This is a genomic window from Acetobacter zythi (assembly GCF_963921165.1).
GTDB lineage: Bacteria > Pseudomonadota > Alphaproteobacteria > Acetobacterales > Acetobacteraceae > Acetobacter.
Genome location: NZ_CAWUEO010000001.1, coordinates 26,463 through 45,671, shown reverse-complemented (window position 1 = coordinate 45,671; position 19,209 = coordinate 26,463). Strand labels below are relative to the sequence as shown.

Sequence of the window (19,209 nt, the reverse complement as noted above, 5' to 3'; positions counted from 1 at the left end):
TGTTCAGGCATCCTGCTTTGTTTTTTTATAGGCCATGACCGACCGAACCGCAGATTCAATGCGGGCGGCGTCTGGCAGGTACAGTTTTTCAAGCACGGTTGCGAAGGGGACTGGCGTGTGCGGGGGCACAACCCGGCGGATGGGCGCTTTGAGCGATTCAAAGGCTTCCTCCACAACCAGTGCGGCCACGTCTGTTGCCATGTTGCAGCGTGGGCTTGATTCATCTACAATGACCAGTCGTCCGGTCTCTTCCACACATTCCAGTATGGTTGCACTATCCAGAGGGGATGTGGTGCGTGGGTCTATAACCGTGCAGCTTATGCCGTCTTTTTCCAGCCGGTCTGCTGCCTCGTTGGCAAAGTTGACCATGCGGCCGAAGGCAACAATGGTCACATCATCGCCTTCACGCGTCAGATTGGCTTCACCAAATGGAATGGTATAAGGCTCATCTGGCACCTCTTCCTCATCATCATACATGACCTTGTTTTCCAAGAAGATCACGGGGTCATCGTCCCTTATGGCCTCAATGAGCAGGCCCTTTGCTTCGTAGGGGGAGGAAGGGATAACAACTTTAAGACCGGGAATATGGGTAAAAAGCGGGTAAAGTGCCTGACTGTGCTGTGCAGCCGCATTAAAGCCCGCGCCATACATGGCGCGGATCACCAGCGGCGTGCGGGCTTTGCCGCCAAACATATAGCGGAATTTGGCCGCCTGATTCATGATCTGGTCAAGGCAGCAGCCCACAAAGTCCACAAACATCAGTTCGGCAACCGGGCGCAGCCCCGTGGCGGCGGCACCAACGGCTGCCCCAATATAGGATGCCTCGGAAATGGGGGTATCAAACACACGGTCGGGACCGAACTCGGTGTATAGTCCTTTGGTCACACCCAGTACACCGCCCCACGCATCCACTACGCCAGCAGAACCACCCTGCCCGCCTGCAATATCTTCCCCCATAAGAATAATGCGTGGGTCACGCTGCATTTCCTGCCGCAGGGCTTCGTTAATGGCCTGACGGAAGCTTTTTTTGGACATGATAATACTCCGTTTCGCGCTCGGCTCAGTAAGAGACGTAAACGTCTGCTGCGAGGTCTGCTGGTTCGGGTAATGGGGCGCTTTTGGCGGCTTTTACGGCGGCCTCTATTTCGTCTTTTACACTGGCGTCAATGTCATCCAGAGCGGACGGGTCGAGCAGGCTGACTTCGGTCACGCGCTGCCGAAAGTTTTTCAGGCAATCCCGTTCGGCGCGCTCTTTGGCGACTTCACCATTAACCCGGTAGGTCATGGCGTCCCCTTCAAAGTGGCCATACCAGCGGGCCAGATGAACATGCAGCATAACCGGACCATTGCCTGCGCGCGCATGGGCTATGGCTTGTCCAGCAGCTTCATGCACAGCAAAAAAATCCGTGCCGTCACATTCAAAGTAAGGCATGCCAAAGCCTGCCGCGCGGGCCTTTTGTGTGCCTGCACACGCATAGGACGCGCCAGTCGCCTCGCCATAGCCGTTGTCTTCGCAGACAAAAACAGCCGGTAACTGCCAGACCATGGCCAGATTCAGGCTTTCCAGCGTTGTGCCTTCATTGGAGGCGCCATCTCCATAAAATGCTACGGCAACGCCGCCATCCTTGAGCACTTTGTGCGAAAGGGCCGCACCGCAGATAAGTGGCGGCCCACCGCCAACAATGCCATTGGCGCCCAGCATTCCCAAAGACAGATCCGCAATATGCATGGACCCGCCCTTGCCGTGGCAAATGCCAGTCTTGCGTCCGTAAATTTCGGCCATCATGCCATCTACGCCAACGCCTTTGGCAATGCAGTGACCGTGGCCCCGGTGGGTGCTGGCAATTGTGTCTGTATCGGTCAGGTGTGCGCAAACACCCACCCCCGATGCCTCTTCACCACAATAAAGGTGAACAAACCCCGGAATTTCGCCGGTAGCGAACTCGACGTGAAGTCGTTCCTCAAAATCGCGGATTGTCCGCATGGAACGGTAGGAACGCAGAAGAATATCGTGTGCGATCTGCATATCTGCCCCCGGGCATGGGTTGGAAAAAAACGGAATGATTCCGCCCCATTCCGCATGAAAAAAATAACAGTGCGAAGCGGGTATGCACTCAGTTATGAGGAGGTATGCTGGTGGGTAAAGGCCGCTCAAAATTCGTCTCACGCGTATTTGAGAATGCTGGAGGCGAAGTGTCGCAGATCCGAAACGTAATACACGCCAGAAGAGTCTTTTTGTGGATGGATGAGCGCACATGAACTCACTCACTATGCCCTCAGGCGTGTGGTCTGGCCTGTCCCCGCTGATCAGGAACTCATGGCGTCGGTGTGCCGAGTTGCACGGTATTGCCACGGACACCCCGCTGAGCACGGATATTTTGTGTTCGGCGGAACTCCGGCAGGCGCGTGAGCGCATGGGCGTGACAATGAAAATAGCCGACCCGGAACTGGACCGCTTGCACGGGATTGTTTCCACCTTGGATTACAATGTGCTGTTAGCCGACCCGGCAGGCATTGTGGTTGCTCGTCGTGGCGCCCCTTTGTTTGAAAAAGGATGTCGGCGTTGGCACCTGTGGCCGGGAGCCAACTGGGCGGAGGCCGTGGCAGGAACCAACGGAATTGGCACCTGCCTTGTGGAAGGCCAACCCGTGACTGTCCATCGTGATGAGCATTGGTGTACGGGACTGCGTTACCTGACCTGCTCGGCTGTGCCTTTTTATGGTCCCGATGGTTGCGTTGCCGGTGCGCTGGATGCCAGTTCCATCCGTTCGGATCCATCTGGGCGTGTAGCGTTGATGATGGAAGCCGTTCTGGTCGATGCTGCCCGAAGGCTGGAAAGACGAAGTTTTTTGGAGGCATTCAGGAACAGAACGGTTTTATTGCTCGGTGAAGGCAATGGCATATCGCTGCCCATGATCGCGCTGGATGACAAGCGTATTGTTGTGGGGGCAACCTATGCAGCCCGGTCGATGCTCGGGATAGAAAACCCCGAACACGCCAGTGTCTGTTTTGATCTGGGAGCCAGAACCGCAGGCGTGCCGGATTTTCAGGAAGCGGAACGTACGGTTATTGAGGGTGCATTAGCCATGGTGCAGGGGAAAATTGCGCCTGCTGCACGCCTGTTGGGTGTGAGCCGTTCTACCCTTTACCGAAAGTTGAAAGCTCTTGCTGCGTTGCCGCCTTCATCAGCCGGGTAATGTCTGGCGTGCGGTTACAGCCGGTCCTGCACAAATGGCAGCACGTTCTGGCAGATCACCAATTCTTCGTGGGTAGGTTCAACACGCACCCGAATTGCACTGTCTGGGCTGCTGATGATGCTGGCATGGCGTATGTTGGCGTCCTGATCCAGCTTAAGGCCTAACCACCCGAGTGCCAGACATACGTCCTGACGTAACTGGGCATCGTGTTCGCCTATTCCGGCGGTAAAGACCAGACCATCAAGCCCTTCCATAATGGCGGCCAGGGCACCAATTTCTTCCACAATCCGGTAGGCGGAGAGGGTGAGTGCCTGCTGGACATGGCCGCGCAATACCGGGTCTTGTTCGGTGTCCATGTGTTCACGCAGAACGCGCATGTCTGACGATACGCCAGAAACACCAAGCAGTCCGGACTGGTGGTAAAGCGTGTTCACAACTGTGTCCCAGTCGGCTTTTTCTTCCCTGATCATGTAGAGCAGAGCGCCGGGGTCGATCATGCCGCACCGGCTCCCCATCATAAGCCCATCCAGCGCTGAAAACCCCATTGTGGTTTCCAGGCTTTTGCCGTCCTTCAGGGCGCACAGGCTGGCTCCATTGCCCAAGTGAGCCAGAACAGTTCGCCCAGCTGCCAATGCGGGGTCAATCTGGTGCAGACGCTGGGTTAGAAAATCGTAGGAAAGACCGTGAAACCCATAACGGCAAACACCTTTGTCCGCATAACGCCGGGGGAGTGGGAGCAGGCGCGCAATATCGGGCATGGTCTGGTGGAAGGCCGTGTCAAAACAGGCAATCTGTATCAGATCAGGGCGGTAGTCCGTAATGGCGTGAACAGGGGCAAGGGTCTGGGGTTGATGGAGTGGCGCAAAGGGGGTCAAGGCTTCCAGTTGGGTCAGCACCTCTGGCGTTACCAGTACGGGAGCCAGAAAATGGGGGCCACCGTGGACAATTCTGTGCCCGACACCAACAATATTATGCCGCCCCTGCTCGTGTTTGCTTAACCAGTCAAAAAGATGTTCCAACGGCTTTTTTTGAAGGAGCGGATAGGTTGCTCGCTCTATAAGCTGATCGTTCTGGTCCGATGCAAAAAAATGGAATGTATCAACGTCATATTCAAGCCGCCCTTTGATCAGCTTTTTGATGGTCGTTCTTTTTTCTATCTGGAAAACAGTAAATTTAAGGCTGGATGATCCGGCGTTAAAAACAATAACAACATCGGATAGGGCTGTATTCCTGTCTGGCATAGCGATTAAAACGCCGCATCCTGCTGCGCCAGATGTCTGGCGTATAGGGCGCCAATGGCCGCCGATGCCAGACGGGCCTGCACACTGTCTGCCCGGCTGGTCAATACAATAGGAACTCTGGCGCCAAGTGCTATTCCTGCTGAGTCAGCCTGAGCCATGAAAATCAGGTTTTTTGCCAGCATATTCCCGGCTTCCAAGTCGGGTGTCACCAAAATCTGTGCGTGTCCGGCTACAGGGGATGTCAGGTTTTTTATTCTGGCGGCTTCAGGGTCTATGGCATTATCCATGCCGAGAGGTCCATCAAGCATACCGCCTGTTATCTGGCCGCGTTCGGCCATTTTGCAGAGGCTTGCTGCGTCCAGCGTGCTGGGTATTTTGGGGTTAATAACTTCTACAGCCGAAAGAATGGCAACTCTAGGTTGGCCAAGCCCCAGCCCGATATGCAGATCAATGGCATTTTGAACAATATCGCGCTTGGTTGAAAGATCGGGAAAAATATTGATGGCGGCATCGGTCACAAAGAGCAGTTTTTTGTAACCCGGTACAGCGAGCAGAAAAACATGGCTGATCCTGCGGCCTGTACAAAGGCCATTAGCAGGAGCAACGACGGCATGCATTAATGTATCTGTATGGAGGCTTCCCTTCATCAATCCCTGCACCTGCCCTGTTCTGGCTAGGTCAACGGCTTTTTGTGCTGCAATTTCTGGCGTTTCGGCCGGGATAATTTGGTAAGAGCTTAGGTCTATCCGGTGTTCACGCGCTATTGCGTGCATACGGGCTTCATCCCCGATCAGCACGGGCTGGATAATGCCTTTTTGTGCGGCCTCTAGCGGCCCTGTCAGGGCGTGGTCCTCACATGGCCAGACAAGCCCGTAGGAAACAGGTTTATGGGCAAGAGCACGATTGATGAGGTCCGAAAAAAGCTGGTGGGACGTTGGCTGGCGCGAGAGGGATGCAGTTCCTGCAAACAGGGATGAGGTTTGTCTCATATTGGGTCTGACCCGCTCTTTGTGTGCCACAGGTTGTGCAACGGGGCTGGAAGGTTCGCCAGCCAGTCACGCCCGCCTAATGAATAGGCGAATTGGGTATTCTGGCGGATACAAGATTGGGTGATGGGATATGCTGTGCTGTCACATTGGGCGGAGGTCCGCTGTCCACCACGATCACCGCCATACCGGCAAGGGGGGATGGTGTTCTGTCCGTTCGCAACAAGGCCCGAAAGCGCTTGTCCGTTGCCGCCTTGCGTTCATATTCCACATCAAGCAGGCCATTTTTGTCGATGTAGATGTTTAGGGCCGCCGGAATGCGGATGCACCCTGCCGAGGCCATATGCCCGAGTTGACGTTCCAAAAAAACAGGGTCAGTTGCGTGCATTTCCAACCGTATGGGGCCTTGCTCCCGGCTGGGTAGCCACCCTTTTTCAGCAACCTGCCAGCCAAAGTCCCAGACACGCATGCCTTTGGTGCCATTCCCCATGATACCGTTTTCATTTTTGGTACCCTGCGCGCGGTAACCCAGCCTGTCTGCTGTGTTGGTAAAAATACCAATGGGCGTAATATAATGGTGTTTACGACCAATTGTGCCTGTGGAAATGCGTGTGCACCCGATTATGCTCCACTCAGGCGTGTTGGGGCGGGCCACAACAATACAGGCGCGCTGTACGGAGGGGTTGCGGTCGGCAATCACAACGGCTTGCGGGGTCTGAACCACGTAACCGGACTGGCTGGCCTGCTGGCGGGCCAGGGTAAGCCACGTATCTTTCTGGTTGCTGCTTGGAGTAAACGCTGCGGGCACGTCTTTTTGGAAAAGAAGTCTGAGCCGGTTTATTTCCGCTTGAATCTGGGGTTCATCCAGCTCAGCAACTGGAGCTGGAGCTGGAGCTGGAGCTGGAGCTGGAGCTGGAGCTGGAGCTGGAGCTGGAGCTGGCAGTGTTGTTGATGATGTTACAGAAGCCGCCTGCACAGGTTTTGCCTGAGCAGTTTTGGCTGAGGGTGCGGGTGTTGGGGCTTTTTTTGCCGCTGGAATATGCAGGGGCGCGCCTATGTCTCCATTAGGAAAAAAAACATGAGGCGAGGACTCCCCAACAGCCTTGGAGAGTTCATCAGCAAAATCCGCACTGGCGGAATAGGGCGCTGCCTGAAGAGTTTGAGCAGCAAAAAGGCAGCCAAACATAATCGGAAAGATTAAGTGTCTCGCCGCGCACACCGGGTTCTGTTCTCCTGTTTTTCAAGTGCTCGCGACTATGGCACTTCTTGCCCATAAGCGAAATATCCAAGATGAAGAGTTTATTCTCAATATGTTGCATGTAAGGGCTGCACTCTGGTTGGGCCTTAGTTGGGCACCCTATATGCCCGCCCTCCTGCACTGCCGGATAACTGGCAGTTTGCTCTGGGTTGCAGCTAGGCATCTCCCCTGCCTGTTCGATGGTTCAGCCTGTGATGAGGGCGGCATATGGGAGCGCTTGTTGCCGATCGTGCATGGTGCAGGAGTTTGAAGTTGCGGTTGATTGTGACCTAAACACAACACGCAGCTATGGCTTTGGGCTACCAGCACGGAAGTTATTGACAGTAATTATCATTTGCATATACGTCCCTATCCACATTTTATGGTGATGTGAGCCAAAAAACGCATAGCCCTTTTGTTCTGATCTGGCAGTTTTGAGGTGCTGGGGATAACGGGTTTGCTGGTGGTCTGATGCCTTCCGGCAAGAAGGCATGTCGTGACAAAAGTGGGTTTTGCCGACCTGTAGAAGAGCAGCAAGCCAGATTATAATGGCAGCCTATGAAGTTGGTTATGCGCTTGAGGCATGGGAGTAAACAATGTCTGGCCTGATTTTGCTTGCAGCGGGAGGCTGCACGTTGATGTGCGGCGTGCTGCTTTACCTTTCATCCAGACATCAGCGCATTTTTGCTCATCGACCGAACTCCCGGCTCTGTCTGTCCGGTGCTGTGGGTATGGCAGCATTGGCTATTCTCCTGCTTGGAGAGGTAGAGGGCAAGGCAAGTGCGTGTTTTATGGTTGTGTTGCTTCTGATGGCGGTGTGCAGTTTTTTTCCCTTACTCGTGGCTATGCGTCCGGCTGGCAATAATCGGTCATGACTGAATTGCGGCTTAATAACAGGCAGTGGGCGACCAAGCTTATGGCTGGCCTTGTGCCCGGCGCGCTGTTTTCTTTTGGCTGCATGGCTGTTGTGGGGCGGTTATGCCACACCACGGGGGACGCCCGAACGGTTTGTGCACAATTTTTAATGTGGATGGCCGTTGTGGTTTGGCTTGCCCTGCTTGGTAGCTGTTTTCTGTTCCGTTCTGGCGTGCGGGCATGGGTAGTAATGGGGGGAGCGGCACTGTTGGTCTGGGGAATGTATGGAGTGCTGGCGAAAGTTATCATGCCATGAAAATTCGGCCCGATATTGTGCAGGTGTACAGGGAAGTTCATAGCTGGGTTGGCATTCTTTGTGCCCTGTTCCTGTTTGTAGCGTTTTATGCTGGCTCCATAAGCATGTTTGAGCAGCCATTACAGAACATGCTAACCCCTGCTCCCGCCCTGCCACAACCCATTGCGCTTACGGAAACACCCGGGCTTTTGCAAAAAGCTTTTGCAAAATACCCCGATGCCAGCAAACACTATACCATTGTTATTAACCCCGATAATGCACACCCTGCCCGCCTTATGTGGCCGCAGGACCCCACGCATCGTGGCCACGGACCGCAGGACTTTGTGCTTGGCGCATTGTCACCCGCTGGTGATGTGGTTACCGCGACCCGAAGGCCGTCTGAAATTCCTTTTTTTATTGATCAGTTACACGAACAGGTCGGTCTGCCATTGCCGCATATGGTGGCGCGCTACGTTATGGGCTGTGTGGCTCTGGCTTATTTTTTTGCGTTAGTGTCTGGTGTTATTGCATTTCTGCCAGCCCTGAAAAAAATGCTTTTTGCGGTCAGGCTTGATACGGGGGCACGTAAAGTCTGGCTGGACCTTCATAACCTTGTGGGTTTTTTCTCGCTTCCGTTCCATGTGGTTATTGCCATAACCGCAGTTGTTTTTGCTTTCCATGACCCGATTTATGCTCTGCAAGGTAAGCTGTTCCAGCAAGGGCAGGTCACAGGCCAAGGTGCCATGCATCCGCATGGACATTCAGGTGGTAAAGGTAAGGGGGGCACAGGCGATGTGGCCAGTCTGGAGGGGCAGATGCCGCCTCTGGCCATTCTGGATGCTTTACAGCAGCAGGCCCCCGGTTTTGTTGCGGACACACTGGATTATACAACGCAGTTGGTTAAAGGAAAAAGCCAGACAACGCTCAGAATTGCGGGGCATGATAACCGTTATCCCATGCGCGGGGCGACAAATGGTTTTGCCGTGGTTGACCCGTTGAGCGGTAAGGTCCTGTCGGCAGATTATCTGCCGGGGCATCAATCTGCCGGGTTTGCGGCCTTGACCGCACTGATTGCCCTGCATTTTGGTAGTTATGGTGGGCTACCTGTGCGCTGGGGCTATTATTGCATGGGGCTGGGTGGAGCTTTTTTGTTTTATACCGGAAATCGGTTGTGGATTGCTGCACGCCAACGGCGTGAAATTGGCGCAGGTTTGCAAACACGCAGCACATGGCTGCTGTCCTGCCTGACGACCGGATGCATTACTGGATGTATGACGGGTATTGCCATCTTATTTATTTGCGCGCCGTTCCTCCAGTTGGGAGGGAGTTATGCACAAGCCACAGTTTTATACTATGTTGCGTTTCTTTTTTGTATGGGTTTGTCTTTTTTTCTAAAAGAACGTCAGCGTGAGCCAATGTTGTTCGCTCTGGCTGGTATTGCAAATATTGCGGTAGCCTGTGTCATGCTTTTATTCATGACGTGGGGCCATGCAGGTCTGCCAGCACTGAGTGTGGCCATGGTTGCGCTGTTTCTGGGGTGTTTTCTTTTGTGGTCTGTCAGGCGGTCTGCGTATCGGGTTTCTGCCTGACGGAAGCCGTAAGGCTAGCCTCTGCGCTAAGGCGCAGAGGCTGTGTGTGTTATTCTTGGTAAATAATAACGGAACGGATGGATTTTCCGTCATGCATCAGATCAAATGCATGGTTAATATCTTCTAGCCCCATAGTATGGGTTACAAAGGGTTTGAGGTCGATTTTGCCCTCCATGGCGTCCTCCACCATGCCGGGGAGCTGGGTCCGCCCCTTAACACCACCAAATGCGGTGCCTTTCCATGTGCGCCCGGTAACGAGTTGGAAAGGACGGGTGGAAATTTCCTGCCCGGCCCCTGCAACGCCAATAACAACAGATTGGCCCCAGCCACGGTGGGCGCACTCAAGAGCTGCACGCATGACGTTAACATTGCCAATACATTCAAACGTATGGTCCACACCCCACCGGGTAATGTCCAGAATGACCTGCTGAATGGGCTTGTCGTAATCCGTGGGGTTGAGGCAGTCAGTTGCTCCCATGGAACGGGCCAGTTCAAATTTGTCCGGATTAGTGTCGATGGCAAAAATTCTGCCAGCTTTTGCCTGTCGCGCTCCCTGAATAACTGCAAGCCCAATGCCGCCAAGGCCAAAAACAGCAACGCTATCGCCCGGTTGCACTTTGGCGGTGTTGTGCACAGCGCCTATCCCGGTTGTTACCCCACATCCAAGCAGACAAACGTGTTCATGATCTGCATGAGGGTTGATTTTGGCAAGGGAAACCTCGGCAACGACTGTGTATTCACTAAAGGTGGAGCAGCCCATATAGTGATAAAGAGGCTGACCGTTGTAGGAAAAACGGCTTGTGCCATCAGGCATGACTCCTTTGCCCTGTGTTTCGCGCACGGCAATGCACAGGTTGGTTTTGCCAGAAGTACAGAACTCGCACTTGCCACATTCGGCCGTGTAAAGTGGAATAACGTGATCGCCTGGAGCGACTGAGGTCACGCCTTCGCCAACCTCGACAACAACCCCTGCCCCTTCGTGACCCAACACACAGGGGAACAGCCCCTCTGGGTCGCTGCCAGAGAGGGTAAAAGCATCCGTGTGGCATACCCCCGTGTGGGTAATGCGGACCATGACCTCACCCTTTTTGGGAGGGGCTACGTCAATTTCCACAATTTCAAGGGGTTCGCCAGGAGCAAAGGCAACAGCAGCACGAGACTTCATGGTCGTTCCTTTTGGGTTATTTCAGATAGGTGCGGATGAGGGACAGAATGGTATCGATACTTTGCTTTTTTTCAGAGGCCCGGTCCGGGTCGGAACCAAATTCCTCATGAAGGTACATCCCCATGACTTCGGACATAAGCCCGTTAACTGCGCCGCGGATTGCAGCAAGTTGCTGGAGTACCGGGGGGCAGTCCGAACCAGATTCCAAGGCCCGTTCCAGTGCGTCACACTGCCCGCGGATACGCCGCAGCCGGGTGAGCGCCTTTTTTTTATCTTCCGGGGTGTGGGGCATTCTGCGTGGTCATCCTTTGGTACTATGGGGGAGTATAGTATCATACGCCAGATATGGCTATGACTTTGTTATCAACCTGCCGCTATGGCAGGACATTTTGGTCCGTAAAATATTCGTGCGGGTTGTTATACTGCTATCGTTTTTTTTCGGTAAAACAGAGAAGTAATGCAATTATTATACTGTTAATGGATAGCAGCATAATACAGATGGCGATATCTGGCACAATGGAGGCCGATAAACTGATCTTGACCGCCAGACCAAAAATAACCAGCGCAACAAGGCGGAGCACAATAACCTGTTTTTGTGTTGCAGATGTGGTTCGCAAGCCAAATCTGCTGCGCACAAAGGCAAGACTACAGGACCAGATCAGGCAGGATGCAAAAATAGTGGCTTCAGTCAGGCAAAAAACTGTATCAGTCATGGCGGACCTGATCGGGCAGCATGCGTAGGCTACCAAGGGCAATAAGGCCAGTTAACGCGCACAGGCTGTTGACGCTCAGGTGGAGTGGTGTGCCCCATGCAGCCAATGGGGCCGTAAAACCATCAATAGCCGGAATGGCCAATCCAAGCACACCGGTTGTCCATGCGATTATGCGCCAGCTTTTGTTAAGGGGCAGAAACATAGCCAGCAGGAGGCATCCTGCCCATACGCCAAAAAAACCAGCAACTTCCAAAGTGGACCGTGCAGCCCAGAGTGCAGGAATAAGCCTGTTAAAAACAAAAATACTCAGGCAGGCGGTTACAAGCCCACCGATCAGGGCAATATTCAGGCGTTGGGCAAGGTGAAACGTTTTGGCAGGCTGTTTTTTTTGCCTTGCAGTATAATAAATCAGGCCGCTCGCAACCATAACGGAGGATGCCAGTCCGCCCCCAAACCAGAGCCAGCGCAGCATAGGCCCCATGCTACGGCCAAGGTGCAAGCCATTCAGAATGTAAAAAGCATCTTCAATCTGCGATGCCTCTCTGGTTTTACTCAGGAACTCCCCACTCTGAGAGTCAAATGTAACGGATAGGTCGTTTGAGTTCAGGCTGTTCTGTCTAATGCCGGAGAGTGTTGTTTTGCCATCGTCAAAAAGCACATAAGATGGGGCAATTCCCAACCGTGCGTGAGCTTGCTGGAGCATACGGCTCAGAGACGCCTGTGGCGCCCAGTGTGGATTTGTCTGTTGGGCCACGCCTTCCTGTATTGGGGCTGGTTGCTCAAACTGTAGGACTGGCAGAGCATTTTCGGCGGTCAAAATCAGCCCTGTCCATGTGATCATAATATGGAAAGGGAGCATTGCACTGCCCGTAAGCACATGGATGTCCAGCAGGCTGCGCGCCATGGACGCTTTGAGCCTGAGTGTAAAATAATCTGGCACAAGGCGTTTGAGGTGTAGCAGAACGCCAGACAACACTATGGCGGCAAAGGCAAAAGCAATGCCCGCAACCAAACGCTCGCCCCATGGGCTGGGTATGCGTAGTGTGTAATGGAAATTAAAGAAAAAATTCCCCCCCTCTGTTTGTCTGGCTGGAAGTGTCTGCCCGGTTTGCGGGTCCAGAACTGGCCCGACAAAGCTATGGCCATCGTAATGCAGGACGCGAAGAGTGGGATCCCGTGGTTCGGGCAGTAGCAGGAATGACGGTGGGTCTCCTGCGTGATCACTCTCAAGTAGGATCTGCTGTGCTCTGTCTATGGCGCGGGGTGTCAGGCGGGCATTGTGCGGGATCAGTGCTGTTTCGGGCTGCATCCAGCGGGTTAATTCGGTATCGAACAGGGCCAGTGTGCCGGTAACAAAAATAGCAAAAGCAGCCCAGCCGGTTACAAGCCCGGCCCAACGGTGCAACCATGCCAGACGGGAGCGGCGTGCAGGGGTCATGCCTGCAAGACCAGTGCAAGGCCGCCACTTAACGCCAGCCTACCGCCGCCGAGCAAGGCGTAAAGGGGGTTAGTGACCCAGAATGCCCAAACCATGCCCAAAGGTGCCAATGCACTGGCCATTACGCGGTAGGCTGGAGTGACCGCTTGAGCAAACGCCGGAAAAAACGCCACAAAGGCAGATCCCCACAGCACAAGAGCAAGCCAGACGAGTATTGCCGCGGCAATGCGGCAGGCATAGGTTTGGGGGAGCGTCACACATAACCCCAGATAATGCCGGCCAAGGCCCCTTCCCCACTTTGTGCACAGCTTTGGGTTGGTCTTGTGCATGACGTGTGCGGGTAGGAACGTGTTAAAAGCGTGGCAGGCACGATACCGGGTTTTCCTCTAGGTAGATATGCTCGATTAACGCCTCCTTGTGTAATGCGAATTACTCTCACCCTCAAGTCTGGGGTGGGTATGTTTGGCTCTTACGCCACATAAAAGATTATTGCTGTAGAGTTCGGGCCAGATCGGCGAGTGCGCTGATCTGGCGTGTCAGGAACTCGCGCGTTGGTCCATCGCTCAGCGTTAGGGTGTCAGGGTCAATTTTGCTGGGCACAAGGCCGATCATGGCCTCGGGCTTGTTCAGAACGAACGCATCGAGAAAAACAAGACTCTGCCGCAGATGATACTGTGCCCGCGCCCCTCCGATCTGTCCGGGAGATGCGGTTTGAATAGCCACAGGTTTTTTGGCTAAAGGCTGTGGCGTTACGCGTGAGAGCCAGTCTATGGCGTTTTTGAGCACGCCGGGGATGGAATAATTATACTCAGGCGTGACAATAATAACCCCATCTGCCGCCTGAATCTGTGCCGCCATGGCCAGCACTGCGGGCGGAAAAGCCGCATCCTGCACGTCCTGATTGTAATGCGGAAAGTCGGCAATGCTCCCCAAGGCAGAAATGGAAACCCCTTGCGGCGCCAGTTGAGGAAGACTGCGGGCAATAGCTGCGTTAAAAGAAGCACGGCGCAGACTGCCCAGCAGCGTTACAAAATGCAGTTGTGTAGAGGTTGTCATGCTCGTCTACCTTTTTTTTGAAGGCCCCTGTTGTGGCTTACTGGGTAAGCACGGGTTGCTCAGGTGTGAATGTTACCAAAACGCCCATTATTGAAGTCTTCCATGGCCTGCCGGATTTCCGCTCGGGTGTTCATGACAAAAGGACCATACCCTTCAATCGGTTCGTTCAGGGGCGCTCCGGTCAGTACAAGAAAACTGCTCTGCTCCTGTGCCTGAATACTCACCTCCGTTCCCTCGTGGTCCAGTAGAACGAGTTGCGCACTGCCAAGTTCCTGTGCGTCATTAATACTCAGCCGACCTTCGAGCGAGACAACGGCTGCGTTGTGTCCTTCGGGGAGGGAAAAAGTGACCAATCCACCCTGCTTGAGCTGTACATCCCAGACGTTCAGCGGGGAAAATACGCGGGCTGGGCCTTGGATGTGGTCATAATGACCCGCAATAATCCGTACCGATCCCGCGCTGTGTGGCAAGGGGAGTGTGGGAATGTCTGCCGCCAGCAGGGTTTGGTAAGCGGGTGGTGTCTGCTTGTCTCGAGCGGGCAGATTGACCCAGAGCTGGACCATTCTGAACGCTCCACCCGTTGCCGCATAGGCCTGGGAATGGAATTCCTGATGCACAATGCCGCTGCCTGCCGTCATCCACTGCACATCGCCCGGACCAATGGTGCCGCCTCCGCCAGAGGAATCACGGTGTTCGACCTCCCCATCATACACAATGGTCACCGTCTCAAAGCCCCGATGTGGGTGCTCCCCTACGCCCCGGCGTTCATCTGTAGGCTGGAACTGGTGCGGGCCTGCGTAATCGAGCAGTAGGAACGGGCTGAGATGTTGGCCCAAAGTCGAGTAGGAAAACAGGGAACGGACGGGAAAACCATTCCCCACCCAATGCCCACGTTCGTTGCCGTAACGCCCCAGAACTTTTTTGTGCATGGTTCTTCTCTTGCTTTATGGGGGCCTGCGTTAGGCTCGGCCCTTTTGCTTAATCCTGAACATAGAAGCCCCACAGCGTTCTATAAAGATCGACAGATCAAACATTGCGTTGCATAAATAGAACGATGAGAGATCTTAACGACTACTTTTATTTTGTTCAGGTTGTGGATTTTGGCGGTTTTTCGTCTGCGGCACGGGCAATCGGCGTACAAAAATCCTTGCTAAGCCGACGCATTGCCCTACTGGAAACGCGTTTGCATACCAGATTGCTGCAACGCTCATCTCGCCATTTTTCAGTGACCGAAACAGGCCGCAGGTTTTATGGGCATTGCAAAGCCATGCTGGCCGAGGCGGAACTGGCTGAGCAGTCCATTGCCCAGTTGCAGGCAGAACCGTGCGGCATAATACGCATGAGTTGCCCCGTGGCTTTGTTGAATTTTCAGTTTGGGGCCATTCTGGCGCGGTTTATCATGCGTTATCCGTTGGTGCGCTTACAGTTGGAGAGCACAAACCGCCGGGTTGATATTTTGCAAGATGGGCTGGACCTTGCCGTGCGGGTAAGATTTCCGCCGATTGAGGCATCTGATCTGGTTATGCGTGTGCTCGATACCAGCACGCAGTGCCTTGTGGCGGCACCTGAGTTGTTGACCGCAGGTGTGCGTTCTCCGGCTGATCTCACCGCTTTTTCCAGTATGGATTTTCATACCAGTCCGGCGGAACAGTCTTGGATTTTGGAAGATGGCCATGGGCAGACTGCCACAGTTTATCATGAACCGCGATTGGTGACCGATGATATGGCCGTACTGCGTGAGGCGGCTTTGTCAGGCATTGGTGTTGTGCAGCTTCCCACAATTATGGTTTGGAAAGACGTTCAGGCCGGTCGGCTTGTTCAGGTTCTACCGCAATGGACACCACGTGCAGGCATTGTGCATGCGGTCTTTCCTTCCCGCAAAGGATTGATGCCGGGTGTCAGGGCTTTGCTTGACTTTATGGCTGAAGAGTGCACCCAGCAAAGGCAGATGGCGACATCCACCTTTCTGGCGCAGAACGTATGAGGGCATATGGCCCCACAGACTCTGGTATTCGGCACCTTGAGGGTCTAATAATTACTACAAAATATTATTTATTGCGGTAATAAATCCCGGTGTTATCGCACTGATAGATTGTTTGGTCTGAACTAAAAAAGCTTGTTGATGGCTGTGTTCCAGTAATGACGCAATGATGGTCCTGAACAAACTGATCCCACTGTTGCTGGCGATAATTGTGCAGGATTGTCGATCCCCCCCACATTATCCCGCCGACAATGACGAATGCTGAAAACCACAAAACAAATTCTTTTGTGTTCTTGCTCATGTTTCATGTCCTTGCTGAATGGATAAGGATTCAGCTACTGGTTTTGACCTTCGCCCATTGGAAACAGAGCGATAAACGCTATCTAATTACTTTTTTCGTCTCTGGCAAATAGCGTATTGCTAACGTTTTGCAGGTAATGAATTATCAATTTATTATATTTATTTATAATCGTATGGCGCCAGAACGGTCAATTTTGAGAGTGTCGCGTGCATGGAGAGGCTCATATGCGCGAACTGCGTCAGGATAAATATTTGGAGAGTGGGTAAGGCCACTATGAAGCAAAAGGCTACCCACCCGCAGCCGCGAGGGATAGCCTTTTTGTAAAATCATTCAGCGTAAAAGGTTGGGTCGCTCAGACTTAGGCCGCAGCCAGAAGTTGGGCGTCAGAAGCTGAACCAAAGAATTCATAATGGATATGTGTTTGCGGCACTCCCTGTGCTTTGAGAGCCGTAATGATGTCCAGCATGAACTGGTCTGGACCGCAGACCCAGTAATGAGTGTCCGGTTTGACCTGTGTAGCAAGCCATTCGGGGGTAATACGGCCTGCGTGCAACGTGTGCTCCGGTGTGGAGGACGCATCCGCCGACAGGCCCATGCTATAGAAAATATCTGCCTTGATCAGGCCTTTGCTGGTCAGTTCCCGCACATAGGCCCCAAAAGCCTGAGTGTCTGGCGTATGTGCTCCGTGTACAAAGTGGACCGGACCATGTGGCTGTTTTTCAAGCTCACCCAGTGCGGATATAAACGGCGTTAAACCTACGCCAGCACTGATGAACATGGTGTTGACATCCGGCTTGGGGGCGCAGGCAAACTCTCCCGCTGGTGCGGAGACCTGTAATTCATCCCCTACCCTGACTGTGTCATGAAACCATGAGGAAACAACGCCGCCTTCGGCCTTGCGGATGCTCAGCCGGTAGTGGTCGGAGGCCGGTGCGGAGGAAATGCTGTAGTTGCGCCGTTGGGAGCCGTGGTCGGGAATGTCGAGCTTGAAGCTCAGATACTGGCCCGGTTGGTGCTGCATAACCGGTTGACGGTCTGTTGGCACAAGTTCAAACGACCGGATTGTGCTGCTTTCAACAACAATCTTGCGCACGGTAAAGCTGCGCCAGCCAGTCCACCCACCGGGTGTTGCGGCATGTGCCTGATAGATCTGTTTTTCACGACCGATCAGAACATCGGCCAAAAACCAGTAAGCCTTGCCCCATGCGTCCATAATTTCGGGTGTTGCGGCATCTCCAAGCACATGGGCAATGGCACCCAGCAGGGCTTCCCCCACAAAGGGGTAGTGCTCTGGCAGAATGTTAAGGCCTACGTGTTTTTCAGCAATACGTTCGACCATGCCACCAAGGGCGCCCAGATTGTTGATATTGCGGGCATATGCCAGCACCGCCAGAGCCAGAGCCTTTGGCTGCTCCCCGTCTTTTTGGTGAGACATATTAAATAAATCACGAATTTCCGGCTTGGATAAAAGCCGACGGTACATTTCTTGCGTTATATCCAATCCATGTGCTTCCAGAGCAGGAACACAGGCGGAAACAATTGTCCGGGTTTGGTCATCAAGCATGGTGCTCATGATATGCGTCCAAAAGATGTAAAATACAGGTACCTTTAATAGGGGTGGCGCAATAAGATGTCAATAAAATACATCTTATTGCAGTGGTGAATATGTCCTGACGTAGCCATGACCGCTATGAATAAAAAGCACCCAGACATGCAAAACTTGCATATCGCAGGGGTAATCGGTTACAAGGGACAAAATTCAACAAAAAAGGATGCAATATGGCAAATCTGTCAGCGCTTATGACCGACGCCGCAATTTTTGTATTGTTCCCATGGGCTTTGTGGCGGCTCTTGCAAAAAGCGCTGCCAATAGCCGTGTTGCCAATCCTTGTGGGTATTGCTCTTGCTGTGTGGCACGTGCCTGTGCAGCAAATGGGTATTCCCTCCGTTTATGGGAATAACATTGGTTGGGTTGCCGTGCTGGTGCTGGCTTTTACCGCTGGTCTGGAAATGTGGCAGCATCCCGGTGGGGAACCTTCAGGGCAGGACTTTGCCCAACCTACGATCGGCCGCCTTTTTGGTGGGGCTGCGGTGGCTCTGGGTGTTCCCTTCTGCGTGGGTTCATTTCTGGCTTATACCGTTTTTTTGCACCTTCATGGCTGGCAGGCACCCGATGCCACTCCCTTGGTGGCGGCAGCATCCATCGGTCTGTGCATTGCGGTCAGCGCCCTGCCTGTGCTGATCGGTGTTGTGCGTGAGCTGGATGTTGCGCAAAAACCTCTTGGGCAATTAGCTCTCAAGCTGGCTGTGGTGGATGATGCCGCATTATGGATCGGGCTGGCCGCGCTCCAGTTCGCAGCACGTGGGTCTGCCGCTTTGCATGGCTGGACGGGGCTGGAGGCACTGGCGGTTTTTTTGCTGGTGGGGCTTGCTGCTGCGGGTTACTGGGCTTCTCACCACTTCCGTCATCCGCCCTTGGCCGTTATCTGGCTTGCTGTGCCGGTTTATCTGGCTGCCGGGTCTTGGGCCAGTATGCAGCTTGGTCTGCACGAACTGATTGGTGCTTATTTTGCCGGTGCAATCATGCCGCCTAGTTGGGTGCGGCGTTTGCCGGTGGAATCTGTGGGAACATTTGCGCTGATCTGGTTTGCTCCGATGTTTTTCGGCCATAGCGGACTGCATATTAATGGCGATGCCTTAACATGGCCCTCAGTTGTGGCGTCTTTGTCGCTGGTTGTTATTTCGATGATAACCAAAATTGCCGCGGTCTATATTTATCCCCCAGCAGCAGGGCTTAAGCCACGGCAGGCATTGGGGGTTGGCGCTCTGCTCCAGTGCAAGGGGCTGATGGAAATTGTAGCCGCGACCATTCTGCACGGTCAGGGCATGCTCTCCGATTTCGGGTTTGCGTCCCTTATGGTTCTGGCGGTTATTTCAACAACCCTGACAGGGCCACTCTTCCGCCTGTTGGCTCCACGCAAGGTATAACGCACGGAGTGTGAACTGGGCCGTCTGGCTCTGCTGGGCTGACGGCTTGGGGTGTTAAAAGCTGGCGTATCTGCTTCACAGCATTGTCATGCGGATGGGTCTTGGCAAAAAGGCTCACATGGCCAAGACCTGAACGGGGGATAGGGCCATGTGTCAGGCGTCCCCTG

The 19,209-nt window shown here is 53.7% G+C and carries 19 protein-coding genes; 5 read left to right on the top strand and 14 right to left on the bottom strand.

Annotated features, from left to right (window positions below; genetic code table 11):
• Positions 1-3: 3 nt before the first annotated feature.
• Positions 4-1,035 carry an alpha-ketoacid dehydrogenase subunit beta gene (locus AABE20_RS00210; protein ID WP_338331276.1) on the bottom strand — a complete coding sequence of 344 codons (1,032 nt, stop codon included), beginning with the start codon at positions 1,033-1,035 and terminating at the stop codon, positions 4-6.
• Between the two features lie 25 nt (positions 1,036-1,060).
• The gene (locus tag AABE20_RS00205; RefSeq protein ID WP_338331275.1) at positions 1,061-2,026 is read right to left on the bottom strand and encodes a thiamine pyrophosphate-dependent dehydrogenase E1 component subunit alpha; all 966 of its coding nucleotides are present in this window, start codon (positions 2,024-2,026) and stop codon (positions 1,061-1,063) included.
• A 229-nt stretch (positions 2,027-2,255) separates the two neighbouring features.
• Between AABE20_RS00205 and AABE20_RS00200 the strand changes: the two genes are divergently transcribed.
• Entirely contained in the window at positions 2,256-3,197 is a 942-nt protein-coding gene (locus AABE20_RS00200; protein WP_338331274.1) for a helix-turn-helix domain-containing protein, read from the top strand.
• A gap of 14 nt (positions 3,198-3,211) precedes the next feature.
• Here the strand turns inward: AABE20_RS00200 and AABE20_RS00195 are convergent, their stop codons facing one another.
• The 3 genes from AABE20_RS00195 to AABE20_RS00185 form a co-directional block, all read right to left on the bottom strand.
• A complete protein-coding gene (locus AABE20_RS00195; protein WP_338331273.1) occupies positions 3,212-4,438 on the bottom strand; it encodes an acetate/propionate family kinase in 1,227 nt (408 codons plus the stop codon).
• A 5-nt stretch (positions 4,439-4,443) separates the two neighbouring features.
• Complete coding sequence (locus tag AABE20_RS00190) at positions 4,444-5,427, bottom strand: bifunctional enoyl-CoA hydratase/phosphate acetyltransferase (RefSeq protein WP_338331272.1); 984 nt, start codon at positions 5,425-5,427, stop codon at positions 4,444-4,446.
• A 76-nt stretch (positions 5,428-5,503) separates the two neighbouring features.
• Positions 5,504-6,610 carry a L,D-transpeptidase gene (locus AABE20_RS00185; protein ID WP_338331271.1) on the bottom strand — a complete coding sequence of 369 codons (1,107 nt, stop codon included), beginning with the start codon at positions 6,608-6,610 and terminating at the stop codon, positions 5,504-5,506.
• A 647-nt stretch (positions 6,611-7,257) separates the two neighbouring features.
• Between AABE20_RS00185 and AABE20_RS00180 the strand changes: the two genes are divergently transcribed.
• Together AABE20_RS00180 and AABE20_RS00175 are read left to right on the top strand one after the other, a co-directional pair.
• The gene (locus tag AABE20_RS00180) at positions 7,258-7,536 is read left to right on the top strand and encodes a hypothetical protein (protein WP_338331270.1); all 279 of its coding nucleotides are present in this window, start codon (positions 7,258-7,260) and stop codon (positions 7,534-7,536) included.
• Positions 7,537-7,756: 220 nt separating this feature from the next.
• On the top strand, positions 7,757-9,400 hold the full coding sequence (locus tag AABE20_RS00175; RefSeq protein ID WP_338331269.1) for a PepSY-associated TM helix domain-containing protein: 1,644 nt from the start codon (positions 7,757-7,759) through the stop codon (positions 9,398-9,400).
• 49 nt (positions 9,401-9,449) lie between these two features.
• Here AABE20_RS00175 and AABE20_RS00170 read toward each other — a convergent pair whose 3' ends face one another.
• The 7 genes from AABE20_RS00170 to AABE20_RS00140 form a co-directional block, all read right to left on the bottom strand.
• Positions 9,450-10,565, bottom strand: coding sequence for an S-(hydroxymethyl)glutathione dehydrogenase/class III alcohol dehydrogenase (locus AABE20_RS00170; RefSeq protein ID WP_338331268.1), 1,116 nt, complete (start codon positions 10,563-10,565; stop codon positions 9,450-9,452).
• 16 nt (positions 10,566-10,581) lie between these two features.
• A complete protein-coding gene (locus tag AABE20_RS00165) occupies positions 10,582-10,857 on the bottom strand; it encodes a metal-sensing transcriptional repressor (protein WP_338331267.1) in 276 nt (91 codons plus the stop codon).
• Between the two features lie 133 nt (positions 10,858-10,990).
• On the bottom strand, positions 10,991-11,278 hold the full coding sequence (locus AABE20_RS00160; protein WP_338331266.1) for a hypothetical protein: 288 nt from the start codon (positions 11,276-11,278) through the stop codon (positions 10,991-10,993).
• Positions 11,271-12,716, bottom strand: a complete 1,446-nt coding sequence (locus AABE20_RS00155) for a PepSY-associated TM helix domain-containing protein (RefSeq protein WP_338331265.1) — start codon at positions 12,714-12,716, stop codon at positions 11,271-11,273. The genes AABE20_RS00160 and AABE20_RS00155 overlap by 8 nt, the downstream gene beginning before the upstream one ends.
• Positions 12,713-12,973, bottom strand: coding sequence for a hypothetical protein (locus AABE20_RS00150; protein WP_338331264.1), 261 nt, complete (start codon positions 12,971-12,973; stop codon positions 12,713-12,715). The genes AABE20_RS00155 and AABE20_RS00150 overlap by 4 nt, the downstream gene beginning before the upstream one ends.
• A 229-nt stretch (positions 12,974-13,202) precedes the next feature.
• Positions 13,203-13,772 carry an NADPH-dependent FMN reductase gene (locus tag AABE20_RS00145; RefSeq protein WP_338331263.1) on the bottom strand — a complete coding sequence of 190 codons (570 nt, stop codon included), beginning with the start codon at positions 13,770-13,772 and terminating at the stop codon, positions 13,203-13,205.
• A gap of 59 nt (positions 13,773-13,831) precedes the next feature.
• On the bottom strand, positions 13,832-14,701 hold the full coding sequence (locus AABE20_RS00140; RefSeq protein ID WP_338331262.1) for a pirin family protein: 870 nt from the start codon (positions 14,699-14,701) through the stop codon (positions 13,832-13,834).
• 125 nt (positions 14,702-14,826) lie between these two features.
• Here AABE20_RS00140 and AABE20_RS00135 point away from each other — a divergent pair, with 125 nt between their 5' ends.
• A complete protein-coding gene (locus tag AABE20_RS00135) occupies positions 14,827-15,756 on the top strand; it encodes a LysR substrate-binding domain-containing protein (RefSeq protein WP_338331261.1) in 930 nt (309 codons plus the stop codon).
• Positions 15,757-15,820: 64 nt separating this feature from the next.
• Here AABE20_RS00135 and AABE20_RS00130 read toward each other — a convergent pair whose 3' ends face one another.
• Positions 15,821-16,054, bottom strand: a complete 234-nt coding sequence (locus tag AABE20_RS00130; protein ID WP_338331260.1) for a hypothetical protein — start codon at positions 16,052-16,054, stop codon at positions 15,821-15,823.
• Between the two features lie 358 nt (positions 16,055-16,412).
• Positions 16,413-17,627 carry an NO-inducible flavohemoprotein gene (gene hmpA, locus AABE20_RS00125; protein WP_338331259.1) on the bottom strand — a complete coding sequence of 405 codons (1,215 nt, stop codon included), beginning with the start codon at positions 17,625-17,627 and terminating at the stop codon, positions 16,413-16,415.
• A 206-nt stretch (positions 17,628-17,833) separates the two neighbouring features.
• On the opposite strand from hmpA, the gene AABE20_RS00120 reads away from it, so the two are divergent.
• Positions 17,834-19,042, top strand: coding sequence for a cation:proton antiporter (locus AABE20_RS00120; protein ID WP_338331258.1), 1,209 nt, complete (start codon positions 17,834-17,836; stop codon positions 19,040-19,042).
• Positions 19,043-19,209 lie beyond the last annotated feature (167 nt).